Here is an 18,791-nt window from a genome sequence, read left to right on the forward strand (position 1 = left end):
CGAGCACCGTCACGCGGTTCCTCGGCCGCAATCAAACCGAGTCAGGAGCAAACCTCCGCCATCAACTCCAAGTAGATTCAGATCCAAGCGTGACCGCAGTGCGTCTCGCCGAGACCTCCGCTGTTTTCAGAGTCACGTGACTGACATGAAATGGGAGTGATGCGCCATGCGCACGATGCCGAACGACACCCTGATTCTCACCTTTCCGGACTTCAGCCAAACCGCGACCATCGTCGGGGATCCCAACTTCCCGATCGATGGCTGGGGCGGGAACGACACGGTGACGGCAACCATCCTCAACGCGGACGTGTTCGTTACGCTGATCGGCGAAGACACGGTCATGCAGGGCAATTCCCACGGCGGCAACGACACGCTCACGGCGAACGTGGATTATCCCTTCAGCGGCGCCACCATTATGGGCGACGCCGAGACCATGTTGGGCAATGCTGCAGGCGGCAGCGACACGCTCACCGCCGACGCCGGCGGCAATTTCCGCTCCAACATCTCCATTTACGGAGATGCCGGAGGCGACATGTCGGGCAACACGCAAGGCGGCAATGACACGCTGACAGGCGTGACCGGTGGGCGGGCCTTCGAGAACGTGTTCAGTGGCGATGCCGGGGGATCCATGAGCGACAACGCGCATGGCGGCAACGACACGCTGAACGTATTCGAATATGCATACGAAAGCACGGCGACCCTCAGTGGGGATGCCATCGGTGCCATGACCGGCAATACAATCGGTGGCAACGACGACCTCACGCTCGGCATCAGCAGCGGCATGGCGATCGGAGGTGGAACGCTGGCCGGCGATTCGCTCACGTCATTGACCGACAATGCCCAGGGTGGCAACGATACCCTGACCTTCGTGACGAATGGCGGCGAGCCGCCGCCGGCCGTCTACGGCTCCCAGCTGATTGGCGACGCCATGAACATGTCCGGCAGTGCGCGTGGCGGCAATGACATCCTCAATGGCGGAGAGTTCACTGATCATCTCTACGGCGATGCGCGGACTTATGCGCCATCTACCCCTGGCTCCATTACCGGCGGCACGGACACGCTCAACGGCGGCGCGGGTAATGATCAGCTGTGGGGCGGGCCGAACAACGATGTCTTCGTCTTCACGGCCGGCTCCGGCAACGACGTCATCAACGACTTCAATCAAGGCAACATGGCGGTCGGCAGCGCCGCGGGGGAACTCGACGTGATCAACCTGCACGACTACGGTTTTGCCGACTGGGCGACCCTGTCCGGCCTCATCAGCGATGACAGCTCGGGCAATGCGGTGATTCAGCTCACTGCCAATGACACCATCACCCTGAGCGGAGTGCATGCGGCCTCGCTGGAGGCGACTGACTTCATAGTCTAGCGTAAGGTGGGTTAGCCCCGCGGATTGCGCGAAGCGCAAACCGCGGGGCGTAACCCACCATCTTCGTATCCGCGGAGACAGAAGAGGTGGGTTACGCCGAGCATATGCGCTTTGCGCATCCGCTCGGCTAACCCACCCTACGAAGAACAAAAATCAGGGAGGCACCATGCCACGCATCGCAAACATCGAGACCGGGCTCTACCGGATCCCCCTCCCCATCACCCTGTCGGACTCCACGCATGGCGACATGACGGCGTTCGAGCTGATCACCTGCCGCATCCGCGATGCCGATGGCGCCGAGGGCGTCGGCTACACCTATACGGTCGGGCGCAACGGCGGGGCTGTGGCCGACATTCTCAAGCGCGAGATCCCGCCGCTGGTCGAAGGACGCGAGGCCGACGATACCGAGGCGATCTGGCATCATGTCTGGTGGGGGCTGCATTATGGCGGGCGCGGCGGGCCGGCGGTGCTGGCGCTCTCGGCACTCGACATCGCGCTGTGGGATCTGAAGGCGCGGCGCGCCAAGCTGCCGCTGTACCGCCTGCTCGGCGGCTTCGATGCGCACGTGCCGTGCTACGCCGGCGGCATCGACCTCGATCTCTCCGTCGATGCGCTGCTCAAGCAGACCGATGGCAACCTCGCCAAGGGTTTTCGCGCCATCAAGATGAAGGTCGGCCGGCCCGACCTCAAGTCCGATGTCGCGCGCATCTCCGCGATGCGGCAGCATCTCGGCGACGGCTTTCCGCTAATGGCGGATGCCAACATGAAATGGACGGTCGAGGAGGCGATCCGCGCCGCGCGTGCTTTCGTTCCTTTCGACCTCACCTGGCTCGAGGAGCCGATCATCCCCGACGACGTCGCGGGCCATGTGCGTATCATGCAGGCGGGCGGCGTGCCGATCGCAGCGGGCGAGAATCTGCGCTCGCTGTGGGAGTTCAAGAACTACATCGCCAGTGGCGCGGTGTCCTACCCGGAGCCCGACGTCACCAATTGCGGCGGCGTTTCCGCCTTCATGAAGATCGCGCGGCTGGCGGAGGCGTTCAACCTGCCCGTCACCAGCCATGGCGCGCATGACATCACCGTGCACCTGCTCGCGGCCTGCCCGAACCGATCCTATCTGGAGGCGCACGGCTTCGGGCTCGACAAGTATCTCGAGCATCCGCTGGTGCTGAAGGACGGGCTGGCGCTGGCGCCCGATCGGCCGGGTCACGGGATTGGGTTCGATTGGAAGGGGCTGGCGAAGCTGGCGTAACACCTATTGCTCGTCATTCCGGGGCGCGACGAAGTCGCGAACCCGGAATCTATTGGGCCGCGGAGCTCGCTGCACGATGGATTCCGGGTTCGCGCCAAGAGGCGCGCCCCGGAATGACGGAAAAAGCGCACATTGCTGCACGCGAGGCATTCCAAGGCGCAGGGTGCATGGCGGTGATAATCCTTTATGGTGACGGCAACCGACACCTTGCGAAAGGCCCCTGCCTTGTCCCCCGAACTGCACCAGAAACTGACCGCGTGGCGCCGGCATCTCCACGCCCACCCGGAGCTGTCGCTCCAGGAGAAAGAGACCTCTGCCTTCGTGCAGGACAAGCTCACCGAGCTCGGCATTCCCTTCGAGGCTGGAATCGGCGGCCACGGCATCGTCGCGACCTTGAGGCGCGGCCATGCGCAAAGGCGGGTTGGCCTGCGCGCCGACATGGATGCGCTGCCGATCACCGAGGACACCGGGCTGCCCTATGCTTCAAAGTCATCCGGCGTGATGCATGCGTGCGGCCATGACGGCCATACCGCCTCGCTCCTGGGCGCCGCGGCGCTGCTCGCCACTGATACCGATTGGAGCGGCACGGTCGATTTCATCTTCCAGCCGGCCGAGGAAGGCTTTGGCGGCTCGCGGGCGATGGTCGCGGCCGGACTGTTCGATCGCTTTCCGATGGAGCGGATATTCGGCTTCCACAACTGGCCGGGCCTTGCCGCCGGCACCATCGCCGTGCACGACGGCGTCGTGATGGCCTCCGGCGGGCGCATCACCATCAATATCGAGGGCCATGCCGGGCACGCCGGTATGCCGCATCTGACGCGTGATCCCGTGGTGGCGGCCGGGCACCTCATCGTCGCGCTGCAATCGGTCACCTCGCGCGGCGTCGATCCGCTCGACACCGCCGTGCTGTCGCTGTGTACGATCGAAGGCGGCACCGCGCCGAACCAGATCGCCGGACGCGTCACCATCCGCGGCACGCTGCGCTACCACCGCGAAGTGGTCAAGGACGTCATCCTCGATGGCATCACGCGTACCTGCGCCGGGATCGCAACCAGCTTCGGCGTCAAGGTCACGCCCGAGATCGTCTGGGGCGTTGGCGTGGTGATCAACACGCCTGATGAGGCTGACCTCGCGCGCATCGCCGCGGAGAAGGTGCAGGCACCGGTACGGCGCGATCTCGCGCCCAGCATGGCCGGCGAGGATTTCGCCCATTATCTGCAGCAGCGGCCCGGCGCCTTCGTCTGGATCGGCAATGGCGAGTTGCGCGACGGCGCGGAGCTGCACGGCCCGCGCTACGATTTCAACGACGCGATCCTGCCCGTGGCTTCACGCTGGATGGCGGAAGTGGCCAAGGCGGCGCTGGCGACGAACTGACTTAGGAGATCTCGCGCGGCAGCTTCCAGTCCGGCCGCGGCGCGAACGTCTCCTCCGTCTCTTCGATGCGCTCGACGTGATAGCCGGCCGGCAGAATGTGGCCGCCCTCCTCGTCCGCAATGGGGACGTCCGTGACGAGGCCCTCGATCAAGGCAGCTTCCCACACTTCCTTCTCGGTCGGAAAGGGATTGCCGATCTGCTTGTTGCCTTCGAACAGCGCGTACATCGGTTCCGGTCCTCGCGTTCACGCTCACGAGAAACGTATCGGCCGCACGGACGTTCCCTCCGGCAAATGGCAACGGATGGTACGTAAAACATGGCGCGCGTTCTGATCGGAACTTCGGGCTGGCACTACGCTTCCTGGCGCGGCCCGTTCTTCCCCGAGGGCGTGACGCTGAAGCAGCAGCTCAGCTACTATGCCGGGCAGTTCGACACCACGGAGCTGAACGGGGTGTTCTACCGCACGCCAACGCCGGAGGCGGTGACGGGATGGCGGGAGCAGACCGGCCGCGATTTCGTGTTCGCCTGGAAGGCGTCGAAATTCATCACGCACTGGAAGCGCCTGTCGGAGCGCTCCGTCAACAGCCTCGAGCTGCTGGAGGAGCGCATCTCCCGGCTCGGCGGCAAGGCCGGCCCGATCCTGTTCCAGCTGCCGCCGCAATTCGAGGCGAACGCGGACCGGCTCGCCTCGTTCTTCAAGCTGCTGTCGCGGAAACGCCGCTACAGTTTCGAATTCCGCCATCCGAGCTGGTATCAGCCGCGCATCCTGCGCATGCTGGCTGAGGAGAACATCTCGCTGTGCCTGTCCGATCATCACGACGCGCCGGCGCCGTGGAAGCGCACGGCGGATTTCGTCTATGTGCGCGGACACGGGCCAAGCGGGCGTTATCACGGGCACTATACCCATCCCACGCTGGCGCAATGGGCTAGGCGCATCAAGTCGTGGAAGCGGCAGGGCTGCGACGTCTATGTCTATTTCGACAACGACCAGAAGAGCGCAGCACCGGCCGATGCCAAGGCGCTGAAGCAGCTGCTGTGAGTTAGATGATGCCGCCTTGCCGGAGCGCCGCGATCTCGTCTGCATTGTAGCCGAGGTCGGCGAGGACGCGGTCGGTGTGCTCGCCGAGCGTCGGCGGACGGTGCGCGATCTCGCCCGGCGTTTCCGACAGCCGCACCGCGGCGCGGGCGACCGGCGCCTGCTTCGGCAGGCCCGGATAGTCGACGTCCTGCATGAAGCCGCCGGCGCGGATGTGCGGATGATCCAACGCCTGTTGCGGCGAGAGCACGGGACCGGTCGGAATCATCGCCTGGCCCAGCGTGTCGACGGCCTCCTGCGTGGTGCGCTCGGCGCACCAGCGCGCCATCCGCTCGCTGATGATGCGGCCGTTATTGCCGCGGCTGATGTCGTCGGCAAAGCGCGGATCGTTCAGCCACACATCCTCCTCGCCCATCAGCCGCGCCCAGCGCTTGAACAGCGGATGACCGGTGACCTGGCACAGCACCCAGCCGTCTTTGGTGCGGTAGATGTCGGCGGGCGCCGCGGTCTGGCCGAGATTGCCCGTCGGCACGCGGTTGACGTCGATGACGGCCTGCTCGATCAGCGTGGCATTGGTAAAGGACAAAGCTGTTGCGAGCAGCGCGCCCTCGACGATCTGGCCGCGGCCGGACTTGCCGCGCTCGATCAGGGCGGCGAGCGTGCCGAACGCGCAGTGCAGCGCAGTGCCGAAATCGACCCAGTTCACCGCGGCGCGGTACGGGGGATCTCCGCTGCCGGTCATGTACACCGAGCCCGACATCACCTGGCCGACGCCGTCGAAGCCGACGCGGTCGGACCACGGGCCCGGCCCGCCGAACGCGGTCGCCGTGGTCAGGATGATGTCCGGCTTGATCGCCTTCAGCGATTCGTAGTCGAGCTTCATCGCGCGCAGGGTCTGCGGCGGCAGATTGGCGACCACGACGTCCGCGGTCGCGATCAGGCGGCGCATCACCTCCTGGCCTTCCGCCTTCATTGGATCGAGTGTGATGCCCTTCTTGTTGCGGTTGATCTGGAGGAACAGCGCGCCCTCGCCGCCTTCGCCCACCGGCGCGACGAACCGATCCTCGCTGCCGTCGCGCTTCTCGACCCGGATGACCTCGGCCCCGAACTCGGCCAGCAATGTCGCGCAATAGGGCCCGGCGATATAGCGCCCGAAATCGAGCACGCGCACGCCCTCCAAGACTCCTCCCATCGCACCCTTCCCTGTTTTTTTGCAGATTACAGGGACTGGCCGCCAGGGCAAGTTGGGAAGCGCGCATGCGATTTTCATCGTCACATCGCGAACGCCCCGATGAAGCCGCAGTTCGTGTACCCGCCTTGAGGTTCCCGCTCGCTATTGCTGTGGGGCGGAGCCCTTGCTCCTGTGCATGAACGCCATCATCTCCTCGAAAGTGAGCTTGCCGTCCTTGTCGCGATCCATTGCCTTGAAAATGCGTTCATGGGCGACCTGAAACTCGGGCAGCGAGACGTTCCCGTCTCCATCAGCATCCATCAGCGCGTAGACGATGCGGAAGACGACCGGCGGCTCCATGGCGGCACCGCCCATCGCGCCATGCCCTTTCATTCCTTGTCCCATCATTCCTTGTCCCATCATCCCGCGCCCCATCATTCCCATCATGTCTCCACCGCGCATCGGGCTCTGCCGCTCGGCGGATGGGTTGGCAGGAGAACTCGACTGCGGGGATGCCGGCGTCTGCTCCTGTCCGGGATGATGACCTTGATGGTCCGCTGGCGATTGAGCCAGAGCTGGCTGGCCCAGGATGGCGAGCAGCAACGCTGCAGCAACGGTTCGACCTAGCATGACGCTTCCTCCGGCCTTGATGTCGGTCCGACGAGCTTGCCGAACGTCATCGGAATTATCTTGAGCCAAGTCAAAAAGGCGGGCTGGTGGGCCAGGTTTCACCCCGCCCGTGCGGAGGAAGCGGCGCGGTCACCGACGGAAACTCGACGGCCGGAGACTATGCGTTAAGATGCGACCGGTTCGTCCCCCAGCGAGAAGTGCACACCCATGCCGCAGCAATTCGATCGATCCGCAGAAGATCTCGGCAACGCTATTCATTTCGAGCACGTCAACATCCAGGTCCCGGACCAGCGGCTCGCCACGCTGTTCTACGTCGCCGGGCTCGGGCTCACCCGCGATCCCTACCTGATGGTGTCAGACACCAACATGTGGATCAACGCCGGGCGGAGCCAGTTTCATCTGCCGAGCGGCCGGCCGCAGGTGCTGCGCGGACATATTGGCCTCGTCATCGAAGGCCGCGAGGCGCTGCTGGCGCGGCTTGCATCGGTCGGGAAGAAACTCGAGGGCACGACGTTCGCGTTCAGGGAGCACAACGACCATGTCGAGGCGGTTTGCCCCTGGGGTAACCGCGTGCGCTGCTACGAGCCCGACGCGGCGCGGTTCGGCCGGATCGCGCTCGGCATTCCCTATGTCGAGTTCGACGTGCCCAAGGGATCGGCAGCCGGCATCTGCGCCTTCTACCCTGAAGTCATGGGCATGCCCGCGAGCTTGCGGAACGGCGATGGCACTGTGGCCGCCGTGAAGACGGGCCGCAACCAGCATCTGCTGTTTCGCGAGACCGACCGGCCGCAAGCCGACTATGACGGTCACCACGTGCAGATGTACATCACGGACTTCTCCGGCCCCTACCGCAAGCTGCTCGCGCGCAAGCTGATCTCGCGCGAGGACAATCAATACCAGTACCGGTTCTGCGACATCGTCGACCTCGACAGCGGCAAGAAGCTGTTCACGGTCGAGCACGAGGTGCGCTCAGTGACCCATCCGATGTTCATGCGTCCGATGGTCAATCGCAATCCGGCGCTCAACAACCGCAATTACGCGGTCGGCCACGACGAGTCGGCTTGGGCGATGGGGCCGGATCAGTACGAGGGGTAGTCCTCGCGCGGCGCTTCCGTGCGCTTCACGCTACGGCAAATTATCCCGCAGGAAGATGTCGATGCGGATGCGCTCCTGGTCGGGGCTGATCGGCTCGCCAGAACAATGCGCGAGCAGGACTCGCGCCGCAGACCGCGCCTCGTGGCCGGCATCCTGGTTGATGACGGCGTCGAGCGTGCCGCGCACCAGGAACCGCCTGGTGTGCTCGGTCAGCTCATGGGTGATCCAGACCACCTCGCGCGCGCGGCCCGAGGCCTCGAGCGCATCGGCGATGCCGCGGTTTCCGGCGCCGCAGCAATAGATGCCGCGGAGGTCGGCATGGCGGGCGAGCAGCGCGGCCGTAAGGTCCCGCGTGCGGTCGCTGTCGTCGCGCCCCTCGATGACAGGCAGTGCGGACAGATTCGCATACTCGCTCGACAGGATCTGGTGGAAGCCGAACTGCCGTTCGGTGTGGTCGCGCAGCGACAACGATCCCGCAATCACGGCGACGGTGCCCTCGCGCCCGGCGAGGAAGCGTCCCATCAGCGTGGCGGCGGTGCGGCCCGCGGCCGGATTGTCGATCCCGACATAATGCACCCGGGACGAGCTCGGCGCGTCCGACACCAGGGTGACCACGGCAACCCCGCGCGCGACGAGCTCGTCGATCGCGGCGCGAACCCGGGGATGATCGAGCGCGATGACGGCAACGCCCTGATAGGCCGGCGAGAGGTTCTCCAGCGCACGGGCAAGGACATCGGGGTCGAACACGTCGACATGGTGGATGTCGATGAAGCCGCGATGGCCGGCGAGCCAGTCCGCGGTGCGCACGACCTGCTCGCTGAGGTTGGTCATGAAGCTGTTGCTGCCGGTCGGCAGCACGAAAGCGAAACGGAAGGTCTGCCCGCGGGCGAGCCGCGCCGCGGCAAGATCGGCGCGATAGCCGAGCTTTGCCACCGCGGCCTCGACACGCGCGACGGTCTTGGCGCGGACACCCTCGCGCCGGTTGACGACGCGATCGACGGTGGCGAGCGAAACGCCCGCGGCGCGCGCGACGTCCTCGAGCGTGGCCCGAAGCACCGGCTGGGTCGCGCCTTCAGTCATTCGCGCGCGGCCCACAGCATGCCGCGGGTCATCAACGTCCGGATCTCCGGCACGTCGAGCTCGTAGGCGCGGTGGCCCAGCGAGGAATAGAATACCCTCCCCGCGCCATAGCGCTTCTTCCACACCACGGGCATCACCACGCCCTCGATCCAGGGCGCGTGCTCACCGGTGAAGGTCGTCGTTGCCAGGACCTCGATGGCGGGATCGACATGCATGTAATATTGCTCGGACCGATGCTCGAAGCTCTTCAGACCCGTCATGATCGGATCGTCCGGCTTCGTCAAGTCGACCTTGTAGTCGATGATGTTGCCGGGATGGGCGACCCATTGCCCGCCGCACAGGAACTGGTAATCGACCGATTCGCGGAAGGCATCGCACATGCCGCCATGATGGCCGGCGAGCCCGACGCCGCTGCGCACCGCATCGCAGAGGTTGAGCGCTTCCGCCTTCTCGATCTTGGACATCGTGTAGATCGGTATGATGAGCGACAGATCGTGGATCGCGGGATCGGCGAAGGCTGCCGTCGTGGTTTCGATCCGCACCTCGAAGCCTTCGGCCTTCAGCCAGCCACGGATCATCGACGCGCAGAGATCGGGATCGTGTCCCGGCCACCCACCCCATACAATCATTGCCTTGCGCATGGTCATTCCCTCAATCGATCTGTCCGGTTTCACGCCCCGCGGGCAGCATCGCCGGCCGCTCGACGCGGCTCTCGATCTTGACGCGACGGCCCTCGTCGGCGGAAGTCTGGAACGCCTCCATCACCTCCAGCACGTGGAGGGCGAGCGCGCCGCTGGCGCGATGCGGTCGGTCGTTCAGGATCGCGGACGCCATGTCGGCGACGCCGATCGAGCGGAACTCGCCCTCGACGTGGCCGTGCGTCAGCGGCATCGCCTCCCATTCGCCGCCGGTCTTCGCCACCTGCACCTCGCCGCCGAAGCGATTTGGATCCGGCACCAGCATGCTGCCCTTGTCGCCGTAGATCTCGATCGGCGCATGCCGATGTTTCGGCACGTCGAAGCTCATCGTGATCGACACGACGGCGCCGCTTTCGAACTCCAGCGTCCCGGCGACATGGGTCGGGACCTCGACCGGAATCAGCGCGCCGTTCATCGGCTGGCTGGTGACGAGGCGCTCGGTCTTGGGGCGCGCGGTCGAGCCCATCACGCTGGCGACCGGGCCGAGCAATTGCACGAGATCGGTGATGTAATACGGCCCCATGTCGAGCATCGGCCCGCCGCCGCGCAGGTAATAGAAGCCAGGCGCCGGATGCCAGCGCTCGTGGCCGGGGCAGCCGAAGAAAACGCTGCCCGCGACTGGCGTGCCGATCGCGCCGTCGTCGATCAGCTTGCGCGCGGTCTGATGGCCTCCGCCAAGGAACGTGTCGGGCGCGCAGCCGACGCGCAGGTTCTTCTGCGCGGCAAGCTCCATGACCTTGCGCGCCTCAGCGACATTGATGCCGAGCGGCTTCTCCGAGTGGACGTGCTTGCCGGCATTCAGCACCGCGAGGCTGACATCGGTGTGGGCGAGCGGCACCGTGAGATTGACGATTATTTCGACATCGTCGCGCTTCAACAATTGGTCGACCCGCATTCCCGGCAAGCCGAAGGCCGCGCTCTGGCGTTCCGCAATCTCGCTGCGCATGTCGGCGAGCGCCCTGACCTCCATGACCGGAAAGCGCTGGGCCGCCTTGAGATAGGCGGTGCTGATCACCCCGCAGCCGATGATTCCGATGCCGACTTTTCTCATGTTATCTCCTCAGAATACGGCTCATCCCTTGACCGCGCCCGCGGTGAGGCCGGCCACGATGTGCTTCTGCGCCAGCAGGAACAGAATGATCGTGGGCAGGATGGTGAGTGTGATGAAGGCCAGGATCAGGTGCCATTCGGACGAATATTCGCCCTGGTAGACCATGATGCCGAGCGGCCAGGGATACAGCGCGTCGGTGTTCAGCATCACCAGTGGCAGCAGGTAGGCGTTCCAGCTGTTGACGAAGGTGATGGTGCCGACCGTCGCCAGGATCGGACGCGACAAGGGCAGCGTCACATAGCGGAAGAACTTGATGTAGCTGCAGCCGTCGACCAGCGCGGCCTCGAGCAGCTCATAGGGAATGTCCTTGAAGAAGCGGCGTAGCAGCAGCACGCTCATGGCGAGGCTGAACGCCACCTGCGGCAGCGCGACGCCGAAATAGGTATCGAGCAGGCCGAGATCGCGCACCTTGATGAACAGAGGCAGCACGGCGGTCGCGGCGGGAAACAGCAGGCCCAGCGTCAGATAGCTGAGCAGCATCGATGAGCCGAAGAACCTGACATGGGCGAAGGTGAACGCGGCCATCGAAGCGGTGATAAGGGTCAGCGCCACCGCCAGCGTCGAGATGACAAGCGAATTGCGCAGCAGCTGCCAGTAGCGCGCCGAGAACAGGATGTCGGCGTAGTTCTGCCATTCCCATTGTGCGGGCAGGCCGAATGGATTGACACGGAGCTCGCCGAGCGACTTGAAGCCGCCGAGCAAGGTCGCGAGCAGCGGCACCAGGACGAAGATCGCGACCAAGCCGAGGAACAGCGCCTTGAACAGCGCTGCGGGATCGAATGCGCTTCTAGCCCCGACACTATTCATCGCGCATGAACCATCGCTTGTAAGTGAAGGCAAAGGTCACGCAGATCGCGAACAGGATGACGCCGATGGCGCTGCCATAGCCGACGCGCATGCGCGAGATGCCATTGTTGTAGAGAAAGCTCACCAACGTGTTGGAGGAATCGGCCGGTCCGCCGCGCGTCAGCGGCATGACGAGATCGAACAGCTGCAGCGATCCGATGATGGCGAAGAACACCGACAGGCGGATCGTCGGATAGAGCAAGGGGATCACGACGTGGCGCAGCGTCTGCGTCCGCGTCGCGCCGTCGATACGGGCGGCCTCGACCAGGTTTTTGTCGAGGCTCTGGAGCGCGGCGATGAACAGCATCATGTGGAAGCCGAAATATTTCCAGACCACCACGATCAGCACCGCCAGCATCGCCGTGTCGGTCGAGGCCAACAGATGCGGAGGCTCGGCGCCGAAGGTGCGCCAGATCGAGGCGACGAGGCCGTAGTCGCCGTCATAGACGAAGCTGAAGATCAGCCCGGTTGCGATCTCGGCGAGGATATAGGGCATGAAGAACAGCATGCGCAGCGCCACGGCGCCACGAAAGCGTTCGGCCAGCATGAGGGCGAGCGTGAGCGCAAGCGGCAGCTGGACGGCGAGCGAAACGGCGATGATCAGCCCGTTGTTGCGCAGCGCGAGCCAGAAGGCCCGCGTCTCCAGCACGAAGCGGTAATTGTCGAAGCCGATCCAGTTCGTCGGCCTGCCGAACCCGTTCCAGTTGAAGCCCGAGTACCAGGCGGCCTCGCCGATCGGCAGCACCACGAACAGCGTGAACAGCAGCAGCGCGGGCGGCAGGAACAGGATCAGGACCGTGAAGCGGCCATCCCAGCCTGGGCCACGAATCCCGACCTGGGGGGCCGCCTCACCGGCAACGCCGATCGGCGACGACATCGCGATCCGTCGCGCCACCGGTCAGTTACCCTGCTTGTACGCCGCTTCGATGGCTTTCGCTGCGTTCTGCGGGCTCATGCTGCCGCCGGCGATCTCAGCCGTGACGTCGTTGACGACGCGGCCGACCGACGGGCCAAGGCTCTGGTCATAGAAGTTCTGGTGATAGTTGGACTTCGCCAGATTGGCCGCGATCTGCTTCATGAAGGCGCTGTTGAGACCGGCTTCGCCGCCCTTGACGACGGGAACGATGAAGTTGCCGGCGGCAAGCCGCGCCTGCACGTCCTTGGAGATGAAGAACTTGAGGAAGTCGGTGGCTTCCTTGGGCGCCCCCTTGGTGATCAACCAGCCGGTGATGCCGCCGAGCGTGTCTGACGGCTCGCCCTTGCCGCCGGGTACGACCGGGAAATCGAACCAGCCGAGCTTGTCGTCGCTGAGACCAACCTTGTCGGCGGCAAGCGCGCGCTGGGTGTGATAGAAGGACGAGATGGCCAGGATCATCGCGGCCTTGCCGTCGCCGAAATAGCCGACGGCCTGCGGATTCTTGAAGCCGAGGAAGCCGTTCTGGAAGGGCTGCAGATCGACCAGCTGCTTGAACAGCTCACCTGATTTCTGGAAGGTCTCGCCGGCGAACCCGCCATTCTCGCCCTTCAGTGCTGCATCGAAGCCCGGCTTGCCGCCGATGCGCACTGCGAGATGCGTCCAGTAGAAATGCAGCGGCCATTTGTCGGCACCGCCAACCACGATCGGCGTCACGCCCGCGGCCCTCAGCGTTTTCACTGCGCCGAGCAGATCGTCCCATGTCTTGATCTTGCTCGCGTCGACATTGCCCTTGGCCATCAAGTCCTTGTTGTAGAGGAAGCCGACCTGCGAGAGCGCGGTCGGCAGGCCATAGACCTTGCCGTTGCTGGTGAAAGCCGCGAGCGCTGCCGGCGCGATCGTGTCGCTGTAGCCGCCGCTCTTTACGGAATCGGTGATGTCTTGCAGGACGCCGGCCTCGATTTGGGTCTTCAGCACTCCGCCTGCCCAGCTATAAATGATGTGCGGCCGATCCTTGGATTGCAGGATGGTCGGCAGCTTGGCCTTGTAGGCCTCGTTCTCGAGGAACTGCATCTCGACCTTCACACCGGGGTGCGACGCCTCATAGCTGCGTGCGACCTCCTCCCAGATCTTCACCTGGGCCGGGTTGACCTCGATGTGCAGCCATTTGACCGTGGTGTCGGCTGACGCGGAACTGGCCCAAAGCAGGCATGCGGCAGCGGCGAGTCCCAGTTTCCCGAGCAATCTCATCACATCCTCCCGACGACTTTTATTCTTTGAACGCAATCCTGCCCTCAATTTTTGAGGTACGCAACACAAAATCTGATCTATGCACCTCACCAACGGAATGGCTAAGGTTCGCAAAAGAGTCGGCTGCGGCGCGCCGCGCCGGCCGCAACAAACCGAGGTGCCCAATGGCTGCGATCTATTCCGACCTCGCCGGCAAGGTCGTGCTCGTCACCGGCGGCGCAGCCGGAATCGGCGCTGCGATCGTGCGGCGCTTTGCGGAGCAGAAATCCAAGGTGGTGTTCTTCGACATCAAGGTCGAGGAGGGACAGCGCCTGGCGCGCGAGCTATCCGAGCAGGGATTGGCTGCGCATTTCCAGCATGTCGATCTCACCGACATCCCTGCGCTGCGTGCCGGCGTCGTCGCGGCACGCAAGGCTCATGGCCCGATCAACATCCTGATCAACAATGCCGCGCATGACGAGCGGCACAACACCGAGGAGATGACGCCGGACTATTGGGACGACCGCATCGCGGTGAACCTGAAGCACCAGTTCTTCGCATCTCAGGCCGTGTTGCCGGACATGAAGGCGGCCAATGCCGGCGCCATCGTCAATTTCGGCTCGGTGTCGTGGATCGCAGGACAAGGCGGCATGGCCGCCTACACCGCGAGCAAGTCAGGCGTGATCGGGCTGACGCGCTCGCTGGCGCGCGACTACGGCCCCTACAACATCCGCGTCAATGCGATCGCGCCAGGCTGGATCATGACCGAGCGGCAGCTCGAGAAATGGATGACGCCGGCCGGCGAGATCGAGTTGCAGCAGCGACAATGCCTGAAGCGCCGGCTCATGCCGGACGAGGTTGCAAAGTTCACCGTCTTCCTCGCCTCCGACGAGGCGTCCGCCTGCACCGCCCAGCACTATATCGTCGATGGTGGCTGGGTCTGAGATGCCTTGAGGATCCAGTCGGAAAATCTGACCCGGGCGCGGCTGCGCGAAGCTCACGAAGTCAAGGACGCAATGGATCAGGCTGGTTGTGACCGGCTGGCGCCGTGGTCGCGCGTGGCCGACCGATGCCCTCGCTCAGGGTCTTGCCGCTGGCGACATTGACGAAGTGCAGCGAGGCGCAAGCGGGACACCGGACCGGGACGTGCGTGTCCGCGGCGTCGGAGCCTGTGCCGGAAATCCAGTGCTGCACGTTCACGCCCGTGCGGGGGCATTTGAAGATGACGTTGCGCTCCATGCTGGAGATATGCGCCCGTCGCGGCGACCTGGAAATTGCGGGCCAATACTTACGCAGATGTCCTGAACGGATTGACGCGAGCAGCGGTGAAGACATCGCGCAGCGCTTGTAAGCAGGTTGCCGATCGAGAAGCGTTCGGTCGAATACCGCCGCCTCCTTTGAGCTGGATCAAGACATGTTTGCGACGCCGGCGATAGTCTTGTGTCGGCATCGGGAACGCTTTTTCGAGGTCCCCTTTGCCGGAGCGAGCGACGTTTGGATTTCGAGGCCTTCCCGGCGCCGCTTTCACGGAGAGTGCAGAAGACCGCGAACATGGAGTCGGCCGGAGAGCGGCTCCGCCGGAGAGTTCGATGGAACGAAGATCGGCAGCGCGGGTTTGCTGGACGAGTTCAGACCCTGGATGGAAGAGCCACGCGAACAATCGGCCTCGGCGCTCCCATCGAGCCCGAGGCCGATTTTCGTCGAAGCCAGTGCATGGTCTGGACAAGGGAGGATGCCGATCAGGAGAACCGACATGCTTGCCGACATTGACACCGACGATCTCACCGAGGTCGTGCGCTACGCCCTGGAGACGACCCGCGCGACGACGGCCTGCCCGTTCCATCGGGACGTGATCGTCCGCATCGGCGATGACGCCGCCGAGAGTCACGCCTTCGAGCGCGCCAAGCGAATCGTCAGATGCGACGGCGCCGAATGGAACAAGGAGGCTCTCAGGGCCGAGCTCGGCCGCCAGCTCGGCGCAGCCGCCGACGGCCGCTGCCCGAAGTGCGATCCGACCGCCTCGTGCACCTAGCGCGCCGCGATTTGCAAAATGTTGCGGCGCCACGCGTCGGCGACGAGCCATGCAGATCGACCCGCTCCGGCGACTTAACTTGTGTGAAGGCCGCAGATGGAATTGGCACCTAGCCTGAACGACGCGCGTCGTGCATCAGAGGTCAGACTTCCCGTGAAAGTGACAAAGCCGATCGCCTCGATCATGCGCGGGAGTTCCAAGACGGATCCTCCGTCGCCGGACGGGAACGACGAATGTCAGCTGCCGCCATCGGCCGAGAGGCGTCAGGTCGTCGATGAGTACGCCGAAAACTTGCGGAAGATCATCCGAAGACTGCTTGGAAGGCTGAACTGACAGCGCTTGCGGTCGTCCTTGAGCGCTTTGCGGCAAGGGATCAACTTGTCCGGCCCTTTGGCGTGCGATCGTGCTGCCGGTTCGCCTTTCCGGGCGAGCGCTACGGCCAAACCCCGCCGCCCCGACGGGGCAAGGGTGATACGAGCTTGCCCATTGTCTCGATGACAAGGAAGCCGCATGCCTCAGTGCACCCCAACACCGAGCAGGCGCTCGACCATTTTGGGGTCGTCGCGCAAGTGCGAGCATTCACCACTCCAGACCGCTTTGCCGCGTTCAACCACCATGACATGATCGGCAAAGCGCAGCGCTCGTTCGATCTGCTGCTCGACCAAAACGATGGTCATCTCACCAGAACTCGCCAGCGCGGTGATGATTTCCATGATCTGATCGCAGATCACCGGCGCGAGCCCCTCGAGCGGCTCATCCAAGAGGAGAACTGAAGGCCTTCCCAGCAGCGTCCTGGCGAGCGAGAGCATCTGCTGCTCGCCGCCCGATAATTGCGTTCCGAAATGGCGTCGACGTTCGGCCAACCTCGGAAACATCACGTAGACCTCTTCAAGTGCCTCTCGACCTCGATCCTTGAGACCCGCGACCAGGTTTTCCTCCACCGTCAGCGACCGAAATATGTCGCGTGTCTGCGGTACGTAACCGAGACCTCGTTGAGCGCGTATCGATGCCTTGGTATCCGTGAGATCAGCCTCGCCCAGGAATACTTTTCCCCCATGATGGGTCGTCAGACCCATCAGCGATGCGAGCAAAGTCGTCTTGCCGACTCCGTTTCGACCAAGGATGCTGAGACGACCTCCGGGCAACACCTCGAAAGACATCTGATCGATGATACGGGTGGGACCATACCCGGCACTGAGACCTTTGACTTCAAGACGCGTGGCGGGCATCTGCGTAGCTACCTAGATAAGCTCGACGGACTTCCTGATGGTGCGTGACTTCTGCCGGATCGCCCTGGAAGATCAGCTTTCCGTTGGCGAGAACGAGCACACAGCGGGCAAATTTGAACACCAGGTCCATGTCATGCTCGATCATCAAGACCGCGATATCAGATGGCAATCTGTCGATCGCCTCGATGATCTTGGAGGACTCCTCCGACGGAACCCCTGCCGCGGGCTCGTCCAGGAGCAGGACCTTCGGCTCGAGAGCAAGCCCGATTGCCAGGTCAAGAAGGCGCTGCTGACCGTACGCCAGTTGCGAGACCTGCCTGTCGGCCAGATGGGCGATACCGAGCGTTCCAAGGGCCCGCTCCCACTCCCGACGAACGTCCGGCCGATCCATCGGGCAGGAAAACATGCTTCTCGTGAGCCCCTTTCGTTGCATCACGGCGAGCGCGACGTTTTGTGCGACCGTCAGGCTCTTGAAGAGCCTCGTGATCTGAAATGTCCGGATCAAGCCGGCGTCGACGCGATCGGAAATCGGTAGCGCGGTGACATCAACACCAGCGAGGTGGACGGCACCCTGTGAAGGGGTCAAGTCGCCGGAGATGACGTTGACGAGCGTGGTTTTGCCCGCGCCGTTCGGGCCAATCAACGCGACCCTTTCTCCCTTCCCGATACTGAAGGAAATATCATCGTTGACCCGCATCCCGCCGAAGGACATCGAAACGTTTCGCAGTTCGAGCAGCGGCCGGCTCACGGGCGCCTCCTCATCACCGAGGCGGTGAGACCAGCAAGCAAGCCTCCAAGGGACACCAGGCCTTTCGGGGCGAACAAAACGACCCCGATCAGCAACGCACCGACCATGGTCATCCAATGGAATGGATTCGCAGCCGAGACGTAGTGCTCGAACACTTGGAAGACGATGGATCCGATCAGCGCGCCCCAGAGACTGCCTGCGCCACCCAGGACCAGCATGACGAGAGCTTCAGCCGACCGCTCAAATCCGATGCTATCCAGTCCCACGACGCCCGTATTGATGGCATTGAGAGCACCACCAATTCCGCCAACAACCCCCGACACGCCATACATCAGCACGAGCCGGGGATACACGCGGGCACCGATCATCCGAGCTCGCAGGCTGTCATCCTTGATTGCCTGACAAAGCAGGCCGAACGGAGAGTGCACGATTCGAAGCAGCACCACGAACACGACCATAAGCACCGCAACGGAGAACACATAGCCGGTGCGACCATACATGTCGAACGCATAGACCCCGAAGATTCGTCCAGGCGAAATGCCGGACAATCCGTCGCTTCCGCCCGTCAGGCTGGACAGTTTGTTGGCCAGCGCCGCGACGAGCTGTCCGACGGCAATGGATAGCACGAGCTGGGGGAGACCCTTGAACCTCGTGACAAGGACGCCTGAGACCAGCCCCATCACGGCACCGGCCACCGCCCCCACGAGCAACAACAGCAGGGGGTCGGAATGTCCGGCAAGGCAGGCGTTACCCACGACGTAGGCGCTCACACCATAGATCGCCGCATGCCCCAGGGTGGCGACACCGCAATACCCCGTGACCAGATCGAGCGACAGCACCAGAAGCGTGATGCTGATCAGTCGCGTCAGAAACGCGAGGTCATCCGGAAAAAGCGCGTAACCGAGCGCTCCGAGCGCCAGCGTGATTGCGACAGCGCGCAGCTCAAGCGGCACGGAAAAACGCGGCGGGCTCACGCC

The 18,791-nt window shown here is 63.9% G+C and carries 19 protein-coding genes; 7 read left to right on the plus strand and 12 right to left on the minus strand.

What is annotated here, in order from left to right; genetic code table 11:
• Positions 1-166: 166 nt before the first annotated feature.
• The 3 genes from I6F28_RS08135 (at position 167) to I6F28_RS08145 (ending at position 3,995) form a co-directional block, all read left to right on the plus strand.
• Positions 167-1,369, plus strand: coding sequence for a calcium-binding protein (locus I6F28_RS08135; RefSeq protein ID WP_225139663.1), 1,203 nt, complete (start codon positions 167-169; stop codon positions 1,367-1,369).
• A 166-nt stretch (positions 1,370-1,535) separates the two neighbouring features.
• Positions 1,536-2,621 (plus strand): mandelate racemase/muconate lactonizing enzyme family protein, encoded by a 1,086-nt coding sequence (locus I6F28_RS08140; RefSeq protein ID WP_225139664.1) that lies wholly within the window; start codon positions 1,536-1,538, stop codon positions 2,619-2,621.
• Positions 2,622-2,846: 225 nt separating this feature from the next.
• Positions 2,847-3,995, plus strand: coding sequence for an amidohydrolase (locus I6F28_RS08145; protein ID WP_225139665.1), 1,149 nt, complete (start codon positions 2,847-2,849; stop codon positions 3,993-3,995).
• Position 3,996: 1 nt separating this feature from the next.
• On the opposite strand, the gene I6F28_RS08150 is transcribed toward I6F28_RS08145, so the two are convergent.
• Positions 3,997-4,221 carry a hypothetical protein gene (locus I6F28_RS08150; protein WP_036026065.1) on the minus strand — a complete coding sequence of 75 codons (225 nt, stop codon included), beginning with the start codon at positions 4,219-4,221 and terminating at the stop codon, positions 3,997-3,999.
• A gap of 90 nt (positions 4,222-4,311) precedes the next feature.
• Here I6F28_RS08150 and I6F28_RS08155 point away from each other — a divergent pair, with 90 nt between their 5' ends.
• Positions 4,312-5,034 carry a DUF72 domain-containing protein gene (locus I6F28_RS08155; protein WP_225139666.1) on the plus strand — a complete coding sequence of 241 codons (723 nt, stop codon included), beginning with the start codon at positions 4,312-4,314 and terminating at the stop codon, positions 5,032-5,034.
• Between the two features lies 1 nt (position 5,035).
• On the opposite strand, the gene I6F28_RS08160 is transcribed toward I6F28_RS08155, so the two are convergent.
• On the minus strand, positions 5,036-6,223 hold the full coding sequence (locus I6F28_RS08160; protein WP_225139667.1) for a CaiB/BaiF CoA transferase family protein: 1,188 nt from the start codon (positions 6,221-6,223) through the stop codon (positions 5,036-5,038).
• Positions 6,224-6,364: 141 nt separating this feature from the next.
• Positions 6,365-6,832, minus strand: a complete 468-nt coding sequence (locus I6F28_RS08165) for an EF-hand domain-containing protein (RefSeq protein WP_036004194.1) — start codon at positions 6,830-6,832, stop codon at positions 6,365-6,367.
• Between the two features lie 207 nt (positions 6,833-7,039).
• On the opposite strand from I6F28_RS08165, the gene I6F28_RS08170 reads away from it, so the two are divergent.
• Positions 7,040-7,927 carry a VOC family protein gene (locus tag I6F28_RS08170; protein WP_225139668.1) on the plus strand — a complete coding sequence of 296 codons (888 nt, stop codon included), beginning with the start codon at positions 7,040-7,042 and terminating at the stop codon, positions 7,925-7,927.
• A 30-nt stretch (positions 7,928-7,957) separates the two neighbouring features.
• Here the strand turns inward: I6F28_RS08170 and I6F28_RS08175 are convergent, their stop codons facing one another.
• The 6 genes from I6F28_RS08175 to I6F28_RS08200 are packed head-to-tail and all read right to left on the minus strand — an operon-like array spanning position 7,958 to position 13,826.
• A complete protein-coding gene (locus tag I6F28_RS08175; protein ID WP_225139669.1) occupies positions 7,958-9,007 on the minus strand; it encodes a LacI family DNA-binding transcriptional regulator in 1,050 nt (349 codons plus the stop codon).
• Positions 9,004-9,648, minus strand: a complete 645-nt coding sequence (locus tag I6F28_RS08180; RefSeq protein ID WP_036004213.1) for a ThuA domain-containing protein — start codon at positions 9,646-9,648, stop codon at positions 9,004-9,006. Before I6F28_RS08180 ends, I6F28_RS08175 begins: the two co-directional genes overlap by 4 nt.
• A 10-nt stretch (positions 9,649-9,658) precedes the next feature.
• Positions 9,659-10,756, minus strand: a complete 1,098-nt coding sequence (locus I6F28_RS08185; RefSeq protein ID WP_225139670.1) for a Gfo/Idh/MocA family protein — start codon at positions 10,754-10,756, stop codon at positions 9,659-9,661.
• 21 nt (positions 10,757-10,777) lie between these two features.
• Positions 10,778-11,623 (minus strand): carbohydrate ABC transporter permease, encoded by an 846-nt coding sequence (locus I6F28_RS08190; protein ID WP_225139671.1) that lies wholly within the window; start codon positions 11,621-11,623, stop codon positions 10,778-10,780.
• Positions 11,616-12,557, minus strand: coding sequence for a carbohydrate ABC transporter permease (locus I6F28_RS08195; RefSeq protein WP_225139672.1), 942 nt, complete (start codon positions 12,555-12,557; stop codon positions 11,616-11,618). Before I6F28_RS08195 ends, I6F28_RS08190 begins: the two co-directional genes overlap by 8 nt.
• Positions 12,558-12,560: 3 nt before the next feature.
• Entirely contained in the window at positions 12,561-13,826 is a 1,266-nt protein-coding gene (locus tag I6F28_RS08200) for an extracellular solute-binding protein (protein WP_225139673.1), read from the minus strand.
• Positions 13,827-13,990: 164 nt separating this feature from the next.
• Here I6F28_RS08200 and I6F28_RS08205 point away from each other — a divergent pair, with 164 nt between their 5' ends.
• Together I6F28_RS08205 and I6F28_RS08210 are read left to right on the plus strand one after the other, a co-directional pair.
• Positions 13,991-14,749: an SDR family NAD(P)-dependent oxidoreductase gene (locus tag I6F28_RS08205; protein ID WP_225127522.1), complete on the plus strand. Its 759-nt coding sequence runs from the start codon at positions 13,991-13,993 to the stop codon at positions 14,747-14,749.
• An 809-nt stretch (positions 14,750-15,558) separates the two neighbouring features.
• Positions 15,559-15,837, plus strand: coding sequence for a hypothetical protein (locus tag I6F28_RS08210; RefSeq protein WP_036026108.1), 279 nt, complete (start codon positions 15,559-15,561; stop codon positions 15,835-15,837).
• 515 nt (positions 15,838-16,352) lie between these two features.
• Here I6F28_RS08210 and I6F28_RS08215 read toward each other — a convergent pair.
• The 3 genes from I6F28_RS08215 to I6F28_RS08225 are packed head-to-tail and all read right to left on the minus strand — an operon-like array spanning position 16,353 to position 18,767.
• A complete protein-coding gene (locus I6F28_RS08215; protein ID WP_036026081.1) occupies positions 16,353-17,066 on the minus strand; it encodes an ABC transporter ATP-binding protein in 714 nt (237 codons plus the stop codon).
• Positions 17,047-17,778 (minus strand): ABC transporter ATP-binding protein, encoded by a 732-nt coding sequence (locus I6F28_RS08220; RefSeq protein WP_225139725.1) that lies wholly within the window; start codon positions 17,776-17,778, stop codon positions 17,047-17,049. Before I6F28_RS08220 ends, I6F28_RS08215 begins: the two co-directional genes overlap by 20 nt.
• Positions 17,779-17,810: 32 nt before the next feature.
• Positions 17,811-18,767, minus strand: a complete 957-nt coding sequence (locus tag I6F28_RS08225) for a branched-chain amino acid ABC transporter permease (protein WP_225139726.1) — start codon at positions 18,765-18,767, stop codon at positions 17,811-17,813.
• Positions 18,768-18,791 lie beyond the last annotated feature (24 nt).

Source organism: Bradyrhizobium sp. NBAIM14 (genome assembly GCF_020193895.1).
Classification (GTDB): Bacteria; Pseudomonadota; Alphaproteobacteria; order Rhizobiales; family Xanthobacteraceae; genus Bradyrhizobium; species Bradyrhizobium yuanmingense.